At 70.4% G+C, this 18,731-nt stretch carries 18 protein-coding genes and 1 tRNA gene; 16 read left to right on the top strand and 3 right to left on the bottom strand.

The window, feature by feature from the left end:
- Together ABB07_RS12665 and ABB07_RS12660 are read right to left on the bottom strand one after the other, a co-directional pair.
- On the bottom strand, nt 1–250 hold a 250-nt coding region (locus tag ABB07_RS12665), incomplete at its 3' end, for a YncE family protein (RefSeq protein ID WP_425264712.1).
- Nucleotides 251–1,326: 1,076 nt separating this feature from the next.
- Nucleotides 1,327–2,067: a GntR family transcriptional regulator gene (locus ABB07_RS12660; RefSeq protein WP_208898816.1), complete on the bottom strand. Its 741-nt coding sequence runs from the start codon at nt 2,065–2,067 to the stop codon at nt 1,327–1,329.
- 200 nt (nt 2,068–2,267) lie between these two features.
- Here ABB07_RS12660 and ABB07_RS12655 point away from each other — a divergent pair, with 200 nt between their 5' ends.
- The 9 genes from ABB07_RS12655 (at nt 2,268) to ABB07_RS12615 (ending at nt 8,302) form a co-directional block, all read left to right on the top strand.
- Complete coding sequence (locus ABB07_RS12655) at nt 2,268–2,615, top strand: SCO3933 family regulatory protein (RefSeq protein WP_073948797.1); 348 nt, start codon at nt 2,268–2,270, stop codon at nt 2,613–2,615.
- Entirely contained in the window at nt 2,615–3,937 is a 1,323-nt protein-coding gene (locus ABB07_RS12650) for an FtsK/SpoIIIE domain-containing protein (RefSeq protein ID WP_208898815.1), read from the top strand. The genes ABB07_RS12655 and ABB07_RS12650 overlap by 1 nt, the downstream gene beginning before the upstream one ends.
- A 12-nt stretch (nt 3,938–3,949) precedes the next feature.
- A complete protein-coding gene (locus ABB07_RS12645; protein WP_208898814.1) occupies nt 3,950–4,144 on the top strand; it encodes a hypothetical protein in 195 nt (64 codons plus the stop codon).
- Between the two features lie 32 nt (nt 4,145–4,176).
- Entirely contained in the window at nt 4,177–4,521 is a 345-nt protein-coding gene (locus ABB07_RS12640) for a hypothetical protein (protein WP_244189335.1), read from the top strand.
- Between the two features lie 104 nt (nt 4,522–4,625).
- On the top strand, nt 4,626–4,886 hold the full coding sequence (locus ABB07_RS12635; protein ID WP_208898813.1) for a hypothetical protein: 261 nt from the start codon (nt 4,626–4,628) through the stop codon (nt 4,884–4,886).
- A complete protein-coding gene (locus tag ABB07_RS12630; RefSeq protein WP_208898812.1) occupies nt 4,883–6,253 on the top strand; it encodes a replication initiator in 1,371 nt (456 codons plus the stop codon). Before ABB07_RS12635 ends, ABB07_RS12630 begins: the two co-directional genes overlap by 4 nt.
- Nucleotides 6,243–6,455, top strand: a complete 213-nt coding sequence (locus ABB07_RS12625; RefSeq protein WP_208898811.1) for a helix-turn-helix transcriptional regulator — start codon at nt 6,243–6,245, stop codon at nt 6,453–6,455. The genes ABB07_RS12630 and ABB07_RS12625 overlap by 11 nt, the downstream gene beginning before the upstream one ends.
- A complete protein-coding gene (locus ABB07_RS12620) occupies nt 6,452–7,834 on the top strand; it encodes a tyrosine-type recombinase/integrase (RefSeq protein ID WP_208898810.1) in 1,383 nt (460 codons plus the stop codon). The genes ABB07_RS12625 and ABB07_RS12620 overlap by 4 nt, the downstream gene beginning before the upstream one ends.
- A gap of 132 nt (nt 7,835–7,966) precedes the next feature.
- Nucleotides 7,967–8,302, top strand: a complete 336-nt coding sequence (locus ABB07_RS12615) for a hypothetical protein (protein ID WP_208898809.1) — start codon at nt 7,967–7,969, stop codon at nt 8,300–8,302.
- 275 nt (nt 8,303–8,577) lie between these two features.
- Here the strand turns inward: ABB07_RS12615 and ABB07_RS12610 are convergent.
- Nucleotides 8,578–8,649: transfer RNA gene (locus ABB07_RS12610), tRNA-Arg, on the bottom strand.
- Nucleotides 8,650–8,868: 219 nt separating this feature from the next.
- Between ABB07_RS12610 and ABB07_RS12605 the strand changes: the two genes are divergently transcribed.
- The 7 genes from ABB07_RS12605 to rho all read left to right on the top strand — a co-directional run bounded on the left by ABB07_RS12605 (nt 8,869) and on the right by rho (nt 18,627).
- Entirely contained in the window at nt 8,869–9,519 is a 651-nt protein-coding gene (locus tag ABB07_RS12605; RefSeq protein WP_244189334.1) for a response regulator, read from the top strand.
- Nucleotides 9,520–9,622: 103 nt separating this feature from the next.
- Nucleotides 9,623–11,113 carry an ArgS-related anticodon-binding protein NrtL gene (gene nrtL / locus ABB07_RS12600; RefSeq protein WP_208898808.1) on the top strand — a complete coding sequence of 497 codons (1,491 nt, stop codon included), beginning with the start codon at nt 9,623–9,625 and terminating at the stop codon, nt 11,111–11,113.
- A 53-nt stretch (nt 11,114–11,166) separates the two neighbouring features.
- On the top strand, nt 11,167–12,558 hold the full coding sequence (gene lysA / locus ABB07_RS12595; RefSeq protein WP_208898807.1) for a diaminopimelate decarboxylase: 1,392 nt from the start codon (nt 11,167–11,169) through the stop codon (nt 12,556–12,558).
- 145 nt (nt 12,559–12,703) lie between these two features.
- The gene (locus ABB07_RS12590; RefSeq protein ID WP_208898806.1) at nt 12,704–13,996 is read left to right on the top strand and encodes a homoserine dehydrogenase; all 1,293 of its coding nucleotides are present in this window, start codon (nt 12,704–12,706) and stop codon (nt 13,994–13,996) included.
- A gap of 6 nt (nt 13,997–14,002) precedes the next feature.
- Complete coding sequence (gene thrC, locus ABB07_RS12585; protein ID WP_208898805.1) at nt 14,003–15,061, top strand: threonine synthase; 1,059 nt, start codon at nt 14,003–14,005, stop codon at nt 15,059–15,061.
- 251 nt (nt 15,062–15,312) lie between these two features.
- Complete coding sequence (thrB, locus tag ABB07_RS12580) at nt 15,313–16,230, top strand: homoserine kinase (RefSeq protein ID WP_208898804.1); 918 nt, start codon at nt 15,313–15,315, stop codon at nt 16,228–16,230.
- 405 nt (nt 16,231–16,635) lie between these two features.
- Nucleotides 16,636–18,627, top strand: coding sequence for a transcription termination factor Rho (rho, locus tag ABB07_RS12575; RefSeq protein ID WP_208898803.1), 1,992 nt, complete (start codon nt 16,636–16,638; stop codon nt 18,625–18,627).
- Nucleotides 18,628–18,731 lie beyond the last annotated feature (104 nt).

The raw sequence follows: 18,731 nt of genomic DNA, 5'->3' as shown, positions 1-18,731 counted from the left end.
CCGATACGGTGCCCGAGGCATTCTGGTTGGTGACGTAGGCGTGTTTGCCGTCCGGAGTGATCGCCACATCGAACGGGTTGGCGCCGACGGGGATGGGGCTGCCCACAATGCTGTTGGTGGCGGTGTCGATCATCGACACACTGTTGTCGCCGTAGTTGGTGACGTAGGCGTTCGGGCCTGGCGCAGCCCAGGCCTGAGATGGGGCGATGGCCGGCAAGGCCAGTCCTGCCAAGATGGCCAGCCCTGCCATGCAGAGCCGCACCCACGCCCACGGCCATGACCGAAGCCCGCTCTTTTCGGACCCCTGACCACGATACGGCTCACTCTGTCTTCTCCCGCGCCTGATCACCGGCACCTCTCTCGCACATTGGTGTGGCTCGCCTCAGCCGCGCCGATGGCACCGAAAGCAAGCCCCTATCACTCACTGTGATCGGGCATTAGCCTACGCAAGGCTGAGTTATTTCATGCGATATGACCCGGTATGATCTGCTGGCTTGCGGCGAGCGGCGCCCACGGGTCAAGGGGCGCATGGCCTACCTGCACATTGCCCTGCAAGGTCGGCGGAACGACTTTGGCCTGGAGCTGCTTTGGCGCGAGTGATCATGGCCCCGTAAGCTTCCGGCGCGTCGGGCGGTCTGTGGACCTGCCCGGTGAAGCACGACGTTGGGGCCGTGATCTTCGAGGCTCGCGCCAAAGTGGCTGGCTAAAGCGTGGAGCCGACCGCCCCAGCCACAGCGGGGTTCTCCCCCTCTCATGGCCGCGGCCGCCATCCGGCCGGCCTGGTGCGTGGATCAGCGGGCCGTACGAACGCCCGCGCATCCGGCAGCGTCGGCCCGCATGCCTCCGCTACCACGATCCGGCCTCTTGCGGTAACACAAAGCGTCTTTGACCTGCACCGTTGGGGATCGCCGTTCGCCCCCGTGCCCGTGTTGGAATGTGGCCGCTGCGTGCGGCGACGGACGGGCGGCGACGTGCGGCCGGTGGCGAAGACAGATGAGGCGGCGCGGCGGCGACCGGCCGGCGCCGCCGCGCTTGGCGCGGCCCCTCGGGTCTTGATCCGACCTACCGGAAGTAGGCAACCGGGTGGAAAGGGGTACGCGGTGGCCCCGGTAGCGGGGCGCTGGGGCCGAGCTGCTGTTGCCTCTTTCCCCTCCTGAGGCCGGATCGTGGTGGCGGTGGCGTGGGGGTCGGCGCGGCCGTTGATGCGCCTGGGCGGAGGGTGCGGCGGTCGGGTTGGCGATAATCCAAGAGCGCCGTTGACCGCGGGACCAGCGAGCGAAGCGAGCCTTGATGACGTAGAGAAAGTCTGAGCCAACCTGGGCCGTGCTACAGCCGGAACGACAGCTCCAACTCGTCGCCCGGGAGGTGGAACTCCTCCAGGGCGAGAGGCTTGGCGGACTCGGTGAGGGTCACGCGGATGATGTGGAGTAGCGGGACTCCGTCAGCGAGCCGTAGTGCCTGAGCCTGGTCGGGCAGGGGCATTCGCGTGCGGACGTATTCCATGAAGTGGAGTTCGTGGCCCAGGTCGGCGAGTGCAACGTAGAGCTCCGGCGCCGGCGGTGGGGCTTCTTCCTCGTACTTGGTGTCGATAAGCACCGAGAACGGGACGTAAGTTCGGTGAAGTTGGCGCAGTCGGCCGTGGTCCGCGGTCTGTAGGGCGTCGTAGGTGAACATCGGCTCACCGGGCGGGATGCGGAGCAGGTCCGCCAGGGCAAGCGGGGCGTCGGTGCGGGTGGCTACCGGTGGTTCGGCGTCCCTCCAGATGATGCCGTCTGCCTCGACGTAGCGGCCGTCCGTGGTCCGGCGTACGCCGCGCGGGCGCGTGTGGCTGGGACGGCTGTGCGGGGAGCGGGCGAAGGTACCGCGGCCCATGATGGCCTCGACCAGACCCGACGCCCTGAGTTCGCTCAGGCCCTGACGAACCGTGGGACGTGTCACACCGAACTGCTTGGCCAACGCCTCCTCTGACGGGAGCGGTTGGCCGGCCGGGAACGTGCCGTCCAAGATGCCATCGCGCAGGTAGTCGGCGATCTGCCGGTACTTCGGCTGCGTGCCCTTCGGCGGCATGCGGGCCCTCCATGGCCGTGGTTTCTGTGGCTGTTCGTCCTCGTAGACGTCTTGTCCGTGTTCGTAGAGAGCTTCTCGTATCGCGAGCCGGTTGACAACCCGTACTACGGGTGGCCACTCTAGTCCTGGCACCCGTACTACGGGTCGTCTAGCTACCCGAAGGAAGAGCCTTCGGTGACAGAGATGAGGAGATCCGAACAGTGGCAAGCCTTCCGATCGACACTGCGAAGTTCACGGGGATCATCTGTGCCGTGCCCCCGGCTCCGCGGGTCGCGAACCGTGAGACCGGCCAGCTTCGCGTGGACCGTGAGACCGGCAAGACCATGTACCAGGTCGGTCTGTGCCTGATGGCCGGTGCGTCGGCCGACGTCGTGACTGTGAGTGTGGCCGGTGAACCGGCCGGTGTGCAGCTCGGCATGCCGGTGGCCGTGCGGGACCTGGTCGCCACCCCGTGGGAGAACGAGGGGCGGCATGGCATCGCGTTCCGGGCGGCGGAGATCCGGCCCCTCAGCGCTCCCGCCTCGGCGGGCAAGGGGGCCGGGCAGTGATGAACCTGGCCTCCTCCGCCACTTCGGCCGGTGTGGCCGGGCCGAACTGGGTGCTGGTGGTGGCCGCAGCGCTGGTGTCGGGCCTGCTTCTTGCGGGCCCGGCCCTGCGCCGCCGCTACCCCGTGACCTGGTGGCTGTTACTCGGCTACCCGGCTACGGCCCTCCGGGTCGTGCGCACCTGGCGGCCCCTGATGGCTGGATGCGGGCTCGCCGTGAGTCGTCGGCCGGCGCTGACGGTCGTGTCCGGGCTCGTCGGCAACGGGGCGCCTCCGCCACAACCGCGCCTACCGCGTCGCGGCCTCATACGCCCGACCTCCAGCGGGTTCGTCCTGCTGGTGCGGCTGTTGCCGGGGCAGGTGCCGGAGGACTTCGTCAAGGCCGCGCCCGCCATGGCGGAAAGCTGGCAGGTGCACGCGGTGCGGGCGACCTCCTGGAGACCGGGAGTCGTACGGGTCGTCGCGTCGGCGGCTGATCCGTTGGCCGCTCCGCGCGTGCCGAAGCAGCGAGGCCCCGGCCATCTGCTCCGAGTGACCGTGGGTGCGCTGGAGACCGGAGCCACGTGGGTGCTCGACCTGCGGCGCGTGCCGCACTGGCTCATCGTCGGGGCCACCCGCTCCGGCAAGTCCACACTCATCAACGCAATCGTTGCGGGCCTCGCTCCGCAACCCGTCGCCCTGGTCGGCATCGACTGCAAGGGCGGCATGGAACTGTCCCTCTACGAACCGCGGTTGTCCGCCCTCGCGACCAACCGGGAGCAAGCCGTCCGGCTGCTGGCCGCACTCGTGGACCTGACCCTCAACCGCATGACCGTCTGCCGGGAGGCCCGCGTCCGGAACATCTGGGGTCTGCCGGACAAGGAACGCCCGATCCCCATCGTCGTGATCGTCGACGAGATCGCGGAACTGTTTCTCGTCGCGAGCCGGAACGAGAAGGACGAAGCGCAGGCTGCCGGTACGGCGCTGATCCGGCTGGCCCAACTGGGTGCGGCACTCGGGGTCTTCCTCGTCGTCGCCGGCCAACGCGTCGGCTCCGACCTGGGGCCCGGCGTCACCGCTCTGCGAGCACAGCTTGGCGGCCGGGTGTGCCACCGGGTGGCCGACCCCGGCACGGCGGAAATGGCGCTCGGAGATCTCAACCCCGACGCCCTGAAGGCGGCGCAGGCCATCACCCCGGAACAGGCCGGTACGGCTGTTCTCGCCTCCGGTGACGGCTGGGAACGGGCCCGGTCCCACCTGATCACGGAGTCGGAGGCGGAAGCAGTCGCCGTGGAGTATGCGCACCTGACTCCGGTCCTCTCCGAACTGCACGTCGAAGCGCCGTGAAAGGGGCCTGCCGTGCTGGTGTCCATGTCCGCCGTTCTGCTGCTCGGGTTGCTGATCTGGTTCCTCCTACGTATCCGCTACCTGCGGTGGGTCGACGCGCTGATCTGCGGAGCCTTCGGCTTCCTGCTCTCCCGGACCTTGGCCGCGCCCCTCGTTCAGACGCTCCTCGACGGCGTGAACGGCTTTCTCGGTCATCTCCGCTTCTGAACACGCCCACTCACCAGAGAAGGGAACTTCCTGTGTCCGACTACGTCATCCGCTCCGGTGACCGCGCCGCTTTCCTGGCCGGTCTGCGGGAGCTGGTCGACTTCCTGACCACCAATCCGGCAGTCGTCGTCCCGCGTCACGCGTCCGTCATCGTCCTGGTCGACGCCGCTGACCCTGCCGCTCGCCGAGCTGGCGTGGAGTCCGTCGCTGCTCCGCTCGGCGTGCCGGCGGAGGACATCGGCCTCGGATACTTCGCCGCGCGCCGTGATTTCGGGCCGATCTCGTTGGGCGTCGCCGGGGTGCCGGGCGAGTTGGACGCCGTCGCGTTCTCCTCGGAGGCTGCCTGGGACCACGCGGCCGGCCAGGAACTGCAGTGATTGCCCGTACGACGGGCTCCCGACGGGGCGCGAAGTCGCCAAACCCGACCCCGTCAGGAACCCACTCCGTCCGCCACGTGAGCAGTGAAAGGAGCACTCACACTTTGTCCACCGCGCATCATTCGCGCAAATTCCGGCTGCCCGACTGTGAACTCAGGCAGCGTGACGCGCAGGTCTCGACCTGCGACGGACGGGAACAGATCGTCCTCGTCGGCCTCGACGGAGCCGAGCAGCATCTGTGTCCCGCGCACGCGGCCGCCCTCTGGCTCACGGACCCGACGCTCCGCTTCAGCGCCAAGACCCGTCCGGAAGGGTTCTCCGCCGTGATGGGGCAGGCGTTCGGGCGCGGGGGTGGTCGCCGATGACCATCGCGATTGCGGCGGACGCTGCCGCGCTGGTCGCCAGAGCGGCGGAGCCGGACTTCGCCGCCTGGCGCCGGAACATCGTCCGCCTTGGTGGCTGCACCAATCCCATCCATCTGGTCGGTACGGCAACCGTCTACGACCCGGCGACCGGCGCGGCTCTGCTCTCCTACGGCTCGGATCTCTACGGCGGCCGCCTGCTCGTTGCGTGCGGCAACCGGCGGGCGACGGTCTGCCCGGCCTGCTCGGGCCTGTACCGGGCGGACACGTATCACCTCGTCCGCACCGGTCTCGTCGGCGGCAAGAGCGTTCCGGAGTCGGTGAGTGGACACCCGCGGGTGTTCGCCACGCTCACCGCTCCCGGCTTCGGCCCGGTCCACACGCGCCGTGACCGTGAGGGGCGCGTGCGGGTCTGCCGGCCTCGTCGGGCGGGGGAGTGCTGCCCGCATGGGACTCCGGCCGGATGCCGGGAGCGGCACCCGGCGGATGATCCTCGTCTCGGCGAGCCGCTCTGTCCGCGCTGCTACGACTACGCGGGGGCCGTGCTCTGGCACGCGTTCGCCGGTCGGCTCTGGCACCGATTCGGGCTGGAGCTCCGGCGCGAGGTCGCCCGGCGGGCCGGGCTGTCCCGTACGGAGTTCGGGGAGGTTGCCCGGCTCTCGTACGCGAAGGTCGCCGAGTACCAGCGGCGGGGCCTGGTCCACTTCCATGCCGTGATCCGGCTCGACGGTCCGGACGGGCCCGGCTCGGCTCCGCCCCACTGGGCGAGCGTCCGGCTCCTGGTGGACGCGGTACGGGCCGTGGTCGTTCGGGTGCGGTTGACCGCTCCGGGCGCCGATGTGGTCGGTCCGCGGGTGCTGCGCTTCGGCACGCAGGTCGACGCACGGCCGGTCACCTCGCACGACCGGGACGCGGAGGAGCCGCCTGCCTCTGCGGGGGCCGTGGCGGGCTACATTGCCAAGTACGCCACCAAGGGGGCAGAGTCCGCCGGCGCGGTGGACGGTCGCATTCATCACGCGCGAGACATGGTCATGCTGCCGGTTCGTGCGCATGTGCTGCGGATGATCGGTACGTGCTGGTGGCTCGGCGGCCTGCCTGAGTTCGAGCCGCTCGGGCTGCGCCGCTGGGCTCACATGCTCGGGTATGGCGGCCACTTCTCCACCAAGTCACGTCGCTACTCGACCACGCTGACCGCCCTCCGGCAGGCCCGTGCCGACCACCGCGCGGAACAGCAACGGGTCTCCCTCGGCCTGGCCGACCGTCCCACGGTCACGGTCGGCGAATGGCGGTACGCGGGGCGCGGCTACTCGCCGGAAGCGGCCCTCCTGGCTGCCTCGGTGCGGGAGGGCGGTGGTCCCCATGGCGCGTGACGGCCGTGCGAAACCGGTGGAACTTCTCACGGTCCGGCAGGTGATCGACGAACTGGGCGGCATTTCCCGGCGGACCTTCTACCGCTGGCGGGAACTGCGGCTCGCACCGGCCTGCATCCGACTGCCGAACGGGGAGCTGAGGGTCCGCCGAGACGTGCTTAACGAGTGGTTGGAGGAGCGGGCAGAGGGGGCGGCATCATGAAGTCGTACAAGGTCGTCGTCTGGAAGCTCAGCGTCAACCGCTCGGCGAAGAAGCCCACCCATCTCGTCCGCTGGTCTGTGGACGGCCAGCCATTCCACGAGTCCTACAAGACCAAGGCATTGGCTGACCGCTTCCGGTCTCAGCTCCTGAGAGCGGCGGACAAGGGCGAGCCCTTCGACACCGTCACCGGCCTGCCTGATTCGCTGCGCGGCGGCAAAGCTGCCCTGTCCCTCCTGGACCTGGCGGTGAAGTACGTGGATGCCCGGTGGGCGGAGGCGTCGGCCAAGCAACGGGACAGCATGACGGACGCACTGGCGACGGTCGTTCCCGTACTGGTCAAACCGGGACGGGGCCGACCTGGCCCGGAGGTGCTGCGGCGGGCGCTGCGCTCGTACATCCTGCCGGTGCCTCGCCGAGAGCGTGAGCGGCCGGAGGAGATCGCAACGGCGGTGAAGTGGGTCGAGAAGGCGTCGCTGCCGGTCGCCGAACTGCAGGAGATCACCAGGGCGCATGACCTGATCGATGCGCTGGGCCGGAGGCTGGACGGCAAGCCTGCGGCGACGCAAACGTACCGGCGGCGGCGCGCCGTGGTCTTCAACGTCCTCGAATACGCGGTGGAACTGGAACTCCTCCCGTCCAACCCGCTGAGCCGGGTCCGGCGCAAGCGGGGCAAGCGGGCGCTGCAGGAGGTCGACCGCCGGGTGGTGGTCAACCCTCGGCAGGCTCGGGAGTTGCTGACCGCACTCACGTATGTGGGTGGCTATGAGCGGGCGAGTGGCCGGCGGCTGCGGGCGTTCTTCGGGTGCCTGTACTACGCGGCCATGCGGCCGGGGGAGGCCCTTGGCCTTCGACGTTCCGACTGCGCGCTCCCGCCGTCGGGTTGGGGCCGCATCGAGCTGGCGGAGACCCGCCCCACTGCAGGTAAGGCGTGGACGGACTCCGGTGAGGCGCACGACCGGCGCGGCCTGAAGCAGCGGGCACATGGTGAGGTGCGCATCGTGCCGATTCCGCCTCCGCTGGTGCGCTTGCTCCGCGAGCATCTCAGCGAGTTCGGCACGGCGAAGGACGGCCGGCTGTTCGCCAGCGAGCGGGGCAACGTGATCGCTGCCTCGTCGTACTCGCGGGCGTGGAAGCAAGCTCGCGAACTCGCGCTCGTACCTGATCAGGTGACGTCGGTCCTGGCCTTCCGGCCGTACGACCTTCGGCACGCGGGAGTCTCCCAGTGGCTGAACTCGGGCGTGCCGGCTCCGGAGGTCGCCGCTCGTGCAGGCCACTCGGTGGACGTTCTGCTGAAGATCTACGCGAAGTGCATCGACGGCCAGGAACAGGAGATGAACGACCGGATCATGAAGGGGCTTGGGGAGGACTCAGCAGACTGACCACAACCACCTGATCAAATACGGGAGCCCCGGACTGCGCGTGGTCTGGGGCTCCGGTCTGTCGCGGGGAATGTACATCCTGGGCTGCACGGCCGGAGAATGATCTAGCCCGGTCGGATTGAGGAGACAAACATGGCCCCCGAGCCCATGAGCCTGCCTACGGAGACCCGAGTTCGTCTGCAGGACAGCAGCTATGCCGTTCTCACACTCGCGGATGTCGCTGTAGCTGCCTTGCACACGCCCGAAGATGAGAAGTTCGACGTGCTCGCGGCGGTCGGCGGGAGGAACCTCCCTGCACTCCTGCTCGTGCGGAATGCGCTGAAGGGGCGAGAGCCGTTCAACACCAACGTTGCCGAGATAGCTTTGCACGATCTCGGGTTCAGCATCCTGGTGCGTCGACGGTTCGACAACGCTACCGGTGAGCCGGTGCGCCTGACCCGCGAGCAGATCAACAGCTCTTCGGTCTGACCTCGGACGACGTCTCCGCGGCAATCGATCGAATGCCAGAGCCCCAGCCGTGAATGGTCCGGGGTTTCGGCCTGTCCACAGGTGGTCCACAAAGCCACGCGTGGAGCCTCGTGAAACATGCTCTGACCTGCCGCGAAGCACCTCAAGATCATTACGTCGTCATTACGTGATCGGTGGCAAACGGCTGCCTTTCGAGGCATCTGCCTGCACATACGCGAAGACCCCGGCCTCAGCGTTTCCGCTGGTGACGGGGTCTTTGGGCACCTCATACTGGGTGCCCCCGGCAGGATTCGAACCTGCGCACACGGCTCCGGAGGCCGTTGCTCTATCCCCTGAGCTACGGGGGCGTGTCGGTTGTGGAGCTCTTCGCTCGCGGCGACGGGTAGAACACTAGCAGGTCCGGAGGGGTGATCAGGAATCTGTTTCCCCGGGGCGAGCGGAGGGGGCTGTGCCGGGGCGGAACGGGGCCGGGGTGCGGGTGGGCGGGGGCGGCTGGGGGCCGGGTGCGGGCTTCGTCGGGGGTCAGGGCGGCTGGGTGTGGGGGTTGGGCTTCGCCTGGACGGGGCATGGTGGTGGACCGGGTGAGGTGGACGGGTCCCCTGTACGGGGTGGAAGTGGGGAAAACCCGGACGCGGTGGCCGGTCCGGACCTACTCTCGACTTGTGCCAGGCGCCTCGGGTCGGGTGCTTGTTGTGGACGACAACAAGGTCATCCGGCAGCTGATCAGGGTCAATCTCGAGCTGGAAGGGCTCGAGGTCGTGACCGCGGCCGACGGTGCCGAGTGTCTGGATGTGGTTCATCAGGTGCGGCCCGATGTCGTGACGCTCGACGTCGTCATGCCCCGGCTGGACGGCCTGCGCACCGCCGCCCGGCTCCGCGCCGACCCCCGTACGCACCATCTGCCCCTCGCCATCGTCAGCGCCTGCACGCAGTACGAGGTCGACACCGGTCTCGACGTCGGCGTCGACGCCTTCCTCGCCAAGCCCTTCGAGCCCGCCGAACTCGTACGACTCGTCAAGCAGCTGATGGAGCGCGGTGGCGGGAGTGGAGGGGAAGGCGGGCACGGGGGAGGTCGCGGGGGACACCGTGGCGGGGGTGGCAGCGGCGACGGGGAAGGGGACGAGGACGGTGGCGGGGGGAGTGGCCGAGGCGCGGACGGGGGTCTCGCCGACGGGGTCTCCGATGGCGTGCCCGGTGGGATTCCGTCCGGTGGTTAGCCGGCCCGCGGGGGCCGGGCGGCGGGCCGGGGTCGGTCAACGGGCCGTCCCACAGTAAGAACCGCTTCGCCTACCCACCCCCTTCCTCCCCTACGCTTGTCCCGTGACCCCCGTCGAGTTGTCCCGCACCGTGCTGCAGGCGGTGCGTCGTGCTGTCGACGACGGGGAGCTGAGCGTGACCGTGCCCGAGCGGGTCGTGGTGACCGAGCCGGGGCCCGGGGGGTGCGGGGACTTCGCCACCAATGTCGCGCTGCAGCTCGCCCGGCCGGCCGGGCAGCCCCCGCGGCGGGTCGCCGAGATTCTGCGGCCCCGGCTCGCCGGTGCCGACGGCATCCGGGACGTCGTCGTGACCGGCCCCGGGTTTCTCAACATCAGCCTCGACGCGCAGGCCGACCTCGTCACCGGGCTCGTCCGGGAGATCCGCGCCCGCGGTGCCGCGTACGGGCACGGTGATGCCCTGGCCGGGCAGGTCGTCGAGCTGCGGGTGCCGTACGAGGTGCGGGCCGAGGTCGTCGCGGACGCCGTCGTACGGATCGTGGCCACGCAGGGCGGGCGTGCCACCGTCGAGCACGGTGAGCCCGTCAATCTGCGGCCCGTGCCCGCGCCGGAGGATCCCGCGCCGCTGGGCCACGACGCCTCCCAGTGGGCCCTGCTCCACCCCGCCGCGCACGACCGGCCCCGGATCACCGCCGATCATCTGGTGCAGCGGGAGAGCAATCCGCTGTTCCGGGTGCGGTACGCCCACGCCCGCATCCGGTCCCTCAGCCGCAACGCCGCCCGCCTGGGCTTCGCCGCCGAACCCGGCCCGCTCGACGCCGGCCCGGCCACCGACGCCAACCCGGTCGCCGACACCGACTCGGCCACCGACACCGGCCCGGCCGCCGGCACCGCCCCGCTGAACGCCACCCGGCTCACCCCCGGCCCGCTCGACCCTGGCCCCCTCGACGCCGCCCCGGTCCATCCCGCCCCGGTCGACACCGGCCTGCCCCCCACCGGCCCGCTCGCTCCCGGCCCGCTCGGCATCCGGTTCGTCGGCCCGCTCGACCCCGGCCCTCTCGACACCACCCCACTCGCCGGCCCGTCCACCACCGGCTCCCTCGGCCTCGGCCCCCTCGACCCCGACCCCCAGAACAGCTCCGCCCGGGCAGACCGCGCCCAAGCCCCCGCAAGCGGCGCCCAAGCCCCCGCAAGCGGCGCCCAAGCCCCCGCAAGCGGCACCCACGCCGGCACCACCACCGGCCCCGGCGTCACGCCCCACCGCGCCACCTCCATGGGCCCCGGTATCAGCCCCCACCCCACCACCAGCGCCACCACCGCCGCCACCACCGGCACCCCCCGCGACCTCCTCATCCCCCTCGCCGATCACCCCCGTATCCTCGCCGCGGCCGCCACCCACCGTGCCCCGGACCGGCTTGCCCGGCATCTCGTCACCGTCGCCGATGCCGTGCTGCCCTTCCTGCCCTGCGTGCTGCCCTGCGGCGAGGAGAAACCCTCGGCCGCCCACCGTGCCCGGCTCGCCCTCGCCGAAGCCGCCGGGACGGTGCTGGCCGGCGGCCTGTCCCTGCTCGGCATCGACGCACCCGAACACCTCTGAGGCCGCTCGCGAGAGTTGCCCGGAGAGAGACAGAGAGTCTGAGAGCCACCGTCATGAGCCGTTCCGCCCACCCCGCCGGGCCCCGTCACGCCGACGTCCTGCCCGAGGGGCACTACTCCGCGCCGCCCGCCGATCTCAACGCCCTCGACCACAAGGTGTGGGCGCAGACCGTCGGGCGCGGCGCCGACGGGGTCGTCACCGTCGGTGGCGTCGACGTGAAGACCCTCGCCGAGGAGCACGGCACCCCGGCCTACATCCTCGACGAGGCCGACTTCCGGGCACGCGCGCGTGCGTGGCGTACCGCCTTCGGGGCCGACGCCGACGTGTTCTACGCCGGGAAGGCGTTCCTGTCCCGTGCCGTCGTGCGCTGGCTCCACGAGGAGGGGCTCAACCTCGACGTGTGCTCCGGGGGCGAGCTGGCCACCGCCCTGTCCGCCGGCATGCCGGCCGAGCGCATCGCCTTCCACGGCAACAACAAGTCCCAGGACGAGATCCGCCGCGCCATCGAGGCCGGGGTGGGGCGGATCGTGCTCGACTCCTTCCAGGAGATCGTGCGCGTCGCCCACATCGCGCAGTCCCTGGGCACGCGGCAGAAGGTCCAGATCCGGATCACCGTCGGGGTCGAAGCGCACACGCACGAGTTCATCGCCACCGCTCACGAAGACCAGAAGTTCGGGATCCCGCTGGCCGGGGGGCAGGCCGCGGAGGCCGTGCGGCGGGCGCTGCAGCTCGACGGGCTCGAGCTGATCGGGATCCACTCCCACATCGGGTCGCAGATCTTCGACATGTCCGGCTTCGAGGTCGCCGCCCACCGCGTGGTCGGGCTGCTGAAGGACATCCGTGACGAGCACGGGGTCGAACTGCCCGAGGTCGACCTGGGTGGCGGCCTCGGGATCGCCTACACCAGCGACGACGACCCCCGCGAGCCGCATGAGATCGCCAAGGCGCTCACCGAGATCGTCACGCGCGAGTGCGAGGCCGCGAAGCTGCGTACCCCGCGGATCTCCGTCGAGCCCGGGCGGGCCATCGTCGGGCCGACTGCCTTCACGCTGTACGAGGTCGGCACCGTCAAGCCCCTCGACGGTCTGCGCACATACGTCTCCGTCGACGGCGGTATGTCCGACAACATCCGCACCGCCCTGTACGACGCCGAGTACAGCGTCGCCCTCGTGTCCCGGGCCTCCAGTGCCGAGCCCATGCTCGCCCGTGTGGTCGGCAAGCACTGCGAGAGCGGGGACATCGTGGTCAAGGACGCGTTCCTGCCGGCCGACCTGGCGCCGGGCGATCTCATCGCCGTACCGGCCACCGGTGCGTACTGCCGGTCCATGGCCAGCAACTACAACCATGTCCTGCGGCCGCCCGTCGTCGCGGTGAAGGACGGCGAGGCCCGGGTGATCGTCCGGCGCGAGACGGAGGAGGACCTCCTGCGCCTTGACGTCGGCTAGTGCCGGAGTAGGGCCCGGGAAGATCTCCGGTCTTCCCGGGCCGTACAAATGAAATACATGTCTCAGGATCCGGACGAAGGGTAGAAACTCCCGTCCGGTGAGTGAGACTGGTCCAACCGTAGACGGTATGAGGAAACGAGGTCGGATGATGCGTACGCGTCCGCTGAAGGTGGCGCTGCTGGGCTGTGGAGTTGTCGGCTCAGAGGTGGCGCGCATCATGACGACGCACGCCGACGACCTCGCCCAGAGGATCGGCGCCCCGGTGGAGCTCGCGGGCGTCGCCGTACGACGGCCCTCCAAGGTGCGCGAGGGCATCGACCCGGGCCTCGTCACCACCGACGCCACCGCCCTCGTCAAACGGGGGGACATCGACGTGGTGGTGGAGGTCATCGGGGGGATCGAGCCCGCCCGGACCCTCATCACCACCGCCTTCGAGCACGGTGCCTCCGTCGTCTCCGCCAACAAGGCCCTGCTCGCCCAGGACGGGGCCGCGCTGCACGCCGCCGCCGAGGAGCACGACAAGGACCTCTACTACGAGGCCGCCGTGGCCGGCGCCATCCCGCTGATCCGCCCGCTGCGCGAGTCCCTGGCCGGCGACAAGATCAACCGGGTGATGGGGATCGTCAACGGCACGACCAACTTCATCCTCGACAAGATGGACTCCACGGGGGCGGGCTACCAGGAGGCGCTCGACGAGGCCACCGCGCTCGGGTACGCGGAGGCCGACCCGACCGCCGACGTCGAGGGCTTCGACGCCGCCGCCAAGGCCGCCATCCTCGCCGGGATCGCCTTCCACACGCGCGTGCGCCTCGACGACGTCTACCGCGAGGGCATGACCGAGGTCACCGCCGCCGACTTCCGCTCGGCGAAGGAGATGGGCTGCACCATCAAGCTGCTCGCCATCTGCGAGCGCTCGAAGGACGGTGCGTCCGTCACCGCGCGCGTGCACCCCGCCATGATTCCGCTGACCCACCCGCTCGCCTCCGTGCGCGGCGCGTACAACGCCGTCTTCGTGGAGAGCGATGCCGCCGGTCAACTGATGTTCTACGGCCCCGGCGCCGGCGGTTCCCCGACCGCCTCCGCCGTGCTCGGCGACCTCGTCGCCGTCTGCCGCAACCGGCTCAGCGGCGCAACGGGGCCCGGTGAGTCGGCGTACGCCGCCCTGCCCGTCTCGCCCATGGGCGAGGTCGTCACGCGCTACCACATCAGCCTCGACGTCGCGGACAAACCGGGTGTTCTCGCCCAGGTCGCGACCGTGTTCGCCGAGCACGGGGTGTCGATCGATACGGTGCGCCAGCAGGGCAAGGACGGCGAGGCCTCCCTCGTCGTCGTCACCCACCGCGCGTCCGACGCCTCCCTCACCGGGACCGTCGAGGCGCTGCGCAAGCTCGACACCGTGCGGGGTGTCGCCAGCATCATGCGGGTTGAAGGAGAGTAACCAGCAATGACCCACCAGTGGCGCGGAATCATCGAGGAGTACCGGGACCGGCTGCCGGTATCCGACACCACGCCGGTCGTGACGCTCCGCGAGGGCGGCACGCCCCTCGTGCCCGCGCAGGTGCTCTCCGAGCGCACGGGCTGTGAGGTCCACCTGAAGGTGGAGGGCGCGAACCCGACCGGCTCCTTCAAGGACCGCGGCATGACCATGGCCATTTCCAAGGCCAAGGAGGAGGGGGCGAAGGCGGTCATCTGCGCCTCCACCGGCAACACCTCCGCCTCCGCGGCCGCCTACGCCGTGCGGGCCGGCATGGTTTCGGCCGTTCTCGTGCCGCAGGGCAAGATCGCGCTCGGCAAGATGGGCCAGGCCCTCGTGCACGGCGCGAAGATCCTCCAGGTCGACGGCAACTTCGACGACTGCCTCACCCTCGCGCGCTCGCTGAGCGAGAACTACCCGGTGGCGCTGGTCAATTCGGTCAATCCGGTGCGTATCGAGGGGCAGAAGACGGCCTCCTTCGAGATCGTGGACATGCTCGGGGACGCCCCCGACATCCACGTCCTGCCGGTGGGCAACGCGGGCAACATCACCGCCTACTGGAAGGGCTACAAGGAGTACGCCGCCGACGGCATCGCCACGAGGACCCCGCGCATGTGGGGCTTCCAGGCCTCCGGCAGTGCGCCGATCGTGCGCGGCGAGGTGGTCAAGGACCCGTCGACCATCGCCACCGCCATCCGCATCGGCAACCCCGCCTCCTGGCAGTACGCGCTGCGGGCGCGGGACGAGTCCGGTGGCGCCATCGACGAGGTGACGGACCGTGAAATCCTGCGCGCCTACCGGCTGTTGGCCGCGCAGGAGGGTGTCTTCGTGGAGCCCGCCTCCGCCGCCTCCGTGGCCGGTCTGCTGAAGGCCGCCGAGCAGGGCAAGGTCGACCCGGGCCAGAAGATCGTGTGCACGGTCACCGGCAACGGTCTCAAGGACCCCGACTGGGCGGTCGCCGGTGCCCCGCAGCCGGTCACCGTCCCGGTCGACGCGGCCGCCGCCGCCGAGCGACTCGGCCTCGGCTGAGGATCCGGCACCCCGGGTTTTCCCTGACAGGGTGCACAGGGGGCTTACGACACGCATCGTGCGCCTCCTGTGCGCCCTATGTCGCCACAGAACCTTCCTTCGATAGGCTGTACCGAACCCGCCCGTTGCATATGCCCGACCCAGGGCTGTGCATCGGGGCAGCGCCGCGCCGTCTGCGCGGCCCGAGGGTCTCCCCGTACGTCATCGAATGTCTTCGACAGTCCACGCAGCTCAAGGAGAGTCAACGAGCGATGGCCGGTCCAGCGTTCCGCGCCGCCGCCGTCCGGGTGCGCGTTCCCGCCACCAGCGCCAATCTCGGCCCGGGCTTCGACGCCCTCGGCCTCGCGCTGGGGCTCTACGACGACGTGGTCGTCCGGGTGGCCGACTCCGGGCTGCACATCGACATCGCGGGGGAGGGCAGTGAGACCCTTCCGCGTGACGAGTCTCACCTTCTCGTCCGCTCCCTGCGCACCGCCTTCGACCTGCTCGGCGGACAGCCCCGCGGCCTGGAGATCGTCTGCGCCAACCGCATCCCGCACGGCCGTGGCCTCGGCTCCTCCTCCGCCGCCATCTGCGCCGGCATCGTCGCCGCCCGCGCGGTGACCATAGGCGGCGAGGCCCGCCTGGACGACGCGGCCCTGCTGGCGCTGGCCACCGAGATCGAGGGCCACCCGGACAACGTGGCCCCGTGCCTGCTCGGCGGGTTCACGATCGCCTGGATGGAGTCCGGCGCCGCCCGGGCGATCAGGCTGGACCCCAGCGATTCCATCGTTCCGGTGGTTTTCGTGCCCGGAAAGCCGGTCCTCACCGAGACCGCGCGCGGCCTGCTCCCGCGCTCCGTGCCGCACGTGGACGCCGCCGCCAACGCGGGCCGTGCCGCCCTGCTCGTCGAGGCCCTCACCCGGCGCCCCGAGCTGCTGCTGCCCGCCACCGAGGACCGTCTCCACCAGGAGTACCGCGCCCCGGCGATGCCGGAGAGCGCCGCGCTGGTGGAGCGGCTGCGCGCCGACGGCATCCCGGCGGTCATCTCCGGGGCCGGACCCACCGTCATGGCCCTGGCCGACGCCGAGAGCGCCGACAAGGTGGCCCACCTCGCGGGTGCGGGCTGGGCCGCGAACCGGCTGGACCTCGATGTCCAGGGAGCGAGCGTGCTGCCGCTTGCGCCCTGACACACGGTTGCCGGATTTGGAGAGGGGGAATGTTTGTTGGATCCGGTAGTGTTAACCTCAAGTCTGCACCCGACCCCACCATGGCGAGGTGCCTCGTGTCCCAGTCCGGGACAGACATTCTTCCGGGAGCCTCCCACGCCACTCCGTGTTCCGTACGCCGTACCTGGGCAGTACGTCGTATGCGGGCACTGAGCAGGCCACTGGGCACGCTCCGGAACAGGTGCTACCACGCCGCGTGACACTGGGTGCCACGACTCGCGGAAGCGCCGTCACCGCACATTTCCTCCGCCGCTTTGGCGGACCACCGCCCCGGCACGGTTCACGGAAAAGCCAGAACCGTAGCCGGACAGCACAACCGGTCGCCGAGCCAGACAGGCCGACGTCCGCTCCAGGGAAGGACCCTTCGTGAGCGACACCACCGATCTGATGGGCGCACGTGTCGAGGAGACCGCTGCCGCGCCCGCCACGGACGCCTCCGCGCCTGCCACCGGTGCCGGCTCCCGGCGGCGCCGCGGTACCGGCCTCGAGGGCATGGTGCTGGCCGAGCTGCAGCAGGTCGCCTCGGGCCTCGGCATCAGGGGCACCGCGCGGATGCGCAAGAGCCAGCTGATCGAGGTCATCAAGGAGGCGCAGGCCGCAGGGGGCGCCGCCCCCAAGGCCGAGACCGCCACCGAGACCAAGCCGAAGCGCCGCGCCACCTCCAAGGCCCGCACCGGCGAGTCCGCCGAGAGCGGCGAGAGCACGGCGAAGAAGGCGGAGGCCAGGACCGAGGCCCCCGCCGAGAAGGCCGTGGCCCAGCAGCAGATCGAGATCCCCGGCCAGCCGGCCGCCGACGAGGCGCCGACCGAGCGCCGTCGCCGCCGCGCCACGGCCGAGGCCGGCACCCCCGCCCAGAGCAGCGCCGAGACCGTCGCCGCCGAGGCCAAGGCGGAGCCCAAGGCCGAGACGCCCGCCCAGCAGCCGCAGGGCGAGGCCGCCAAGGGCGACGCCGGTGACGGCGAGGGCCGTGGCCGCCGCGACCGCCGTGAGCGCGGCCGCGACCGTGACCGTGACCGCGACCGTGACCGCCGTGGCAAGGGCGACGACCAGCAGGGCGGCCAGCGTCAGCAGCAGGGCCAGCAGCAGGGCGGCCGCCAGGACCGTCAGCAGGACGACGACGACTTCGAGGGCGGCCGCCGGGGCCGTCGCGGCCGCTACCGCGACCGCCGTGGCCGCCGCGGCCGCGACGACATCGCCGAGCCGCAGCTCGCCGAGGACGACGTCCTGATCCCCGTCGCGGGCATCCTGGACATCCTCGACAACTACGCCTTCATCCGGACCTCCGGGTACCTTCCGGGTCCGAACGACGTGTACGTCTCCCTCGCCCAGGTCCGCAAGAACGGCCTGCGCAAGGGTGACCACGTCACCGGCGCGGTCCGCCAGCCGAAGGAGGGCGAGCGCCGCGAGAAGTTCAACGCGCTGGTCCGCCTCGACTCCGTCAACGGCATGGCGCCCGAACACGGCCGTGGCCGCCCGGAGTTCAACAAGCTGACCCCGCTCTACCCGCAGGACCGCCTCCGCCTGGAGACGGACCCGGGCGTGCTCACCACCCGCATCATCGACCTGGTCTCGCCGATCGGTAAGGGCCAGCGCGGTCTGATCGTGGCCCCGCCGAAGACCGGTAAGACCATGATCATGCAGGCGATCGCCAACGCGATCACGCACAACAACCCCGAGTGCCACCTGATGGTCGTCCTCGTCGACGAGCGTCCGGAAGAGGTCACCGACATGCAGCGGTCGGTCAAGGGCGAGGTCATCTCCTCGACCTTCGACCGCCCGGCCGAGGACCACACCACGGTCGCCGAGCTCGCCATCGAGCGCGCCAAGCGGCTGGTGGAGCTGGGCCACGACGTCGTCGTCCTGCTGGACTCCATCACGCGTCTGGGCCGTGCGTACAACCTGGCCGCGCCGGCCTCCGGCCGCATCCTGTCCGGTGGTGTGGACTCGACCGCGCTGTACCCGCCGAAGCGGTTCTTCGGTGCTGCGCGCAACATCGAGGACGGCGGTTCGCTGACCATCCTCGCCACCGCCCTGGTGGACACCGGGTCCCGCATGGACGAGGTGATCTTCGAGGAGTTCAAGGGCACGGGCAACATGGAGCTGAAGCTCGACCGCAAGCTCGCGGACAAGCGGATCTTCCCGGCCGTGGACGTGGACGCCTCCGGTACCCGTAAGGAAGAGATCCTGCTCGGGGCCGAGGAGCTGGGCATCGTCTGGAAGCTGCGGCGTGTGCTGCACGCGCTTGACCAGCAGCAGGCCATTGAGCTGCTGCTCGACAAGATGAAGCAGACCAAGTCGAACGTCGAGTTCCTGATGCAGATTCAGAAGACGACGCCGGCGCCCGGGAACGGGGACTAGTCGCTCCGCTGGGAGAGCCGAAGGACTTCGGTGATCCGTCGACTGCGGGCCGTATGTGGCTGGTCGCGCAGTTCCCCGCGCCCCTGGCGTGTTGAGGCCGCCCC

Source organism: Streptomyces incarnatus, from assembly GCF_001027185.1.
Lineage (GTDB): Bacteria > Actinomycetota > Actinomycetes > Streptomycetales > Streptomycetaceae > Streptomyces > Streptomyces puniciscabiei.
The sequence above is the reverse complement of the archived record's forward strand: the minus strand, read 5'-3'. Positions and strand labels throughout refer to the sequence as shown.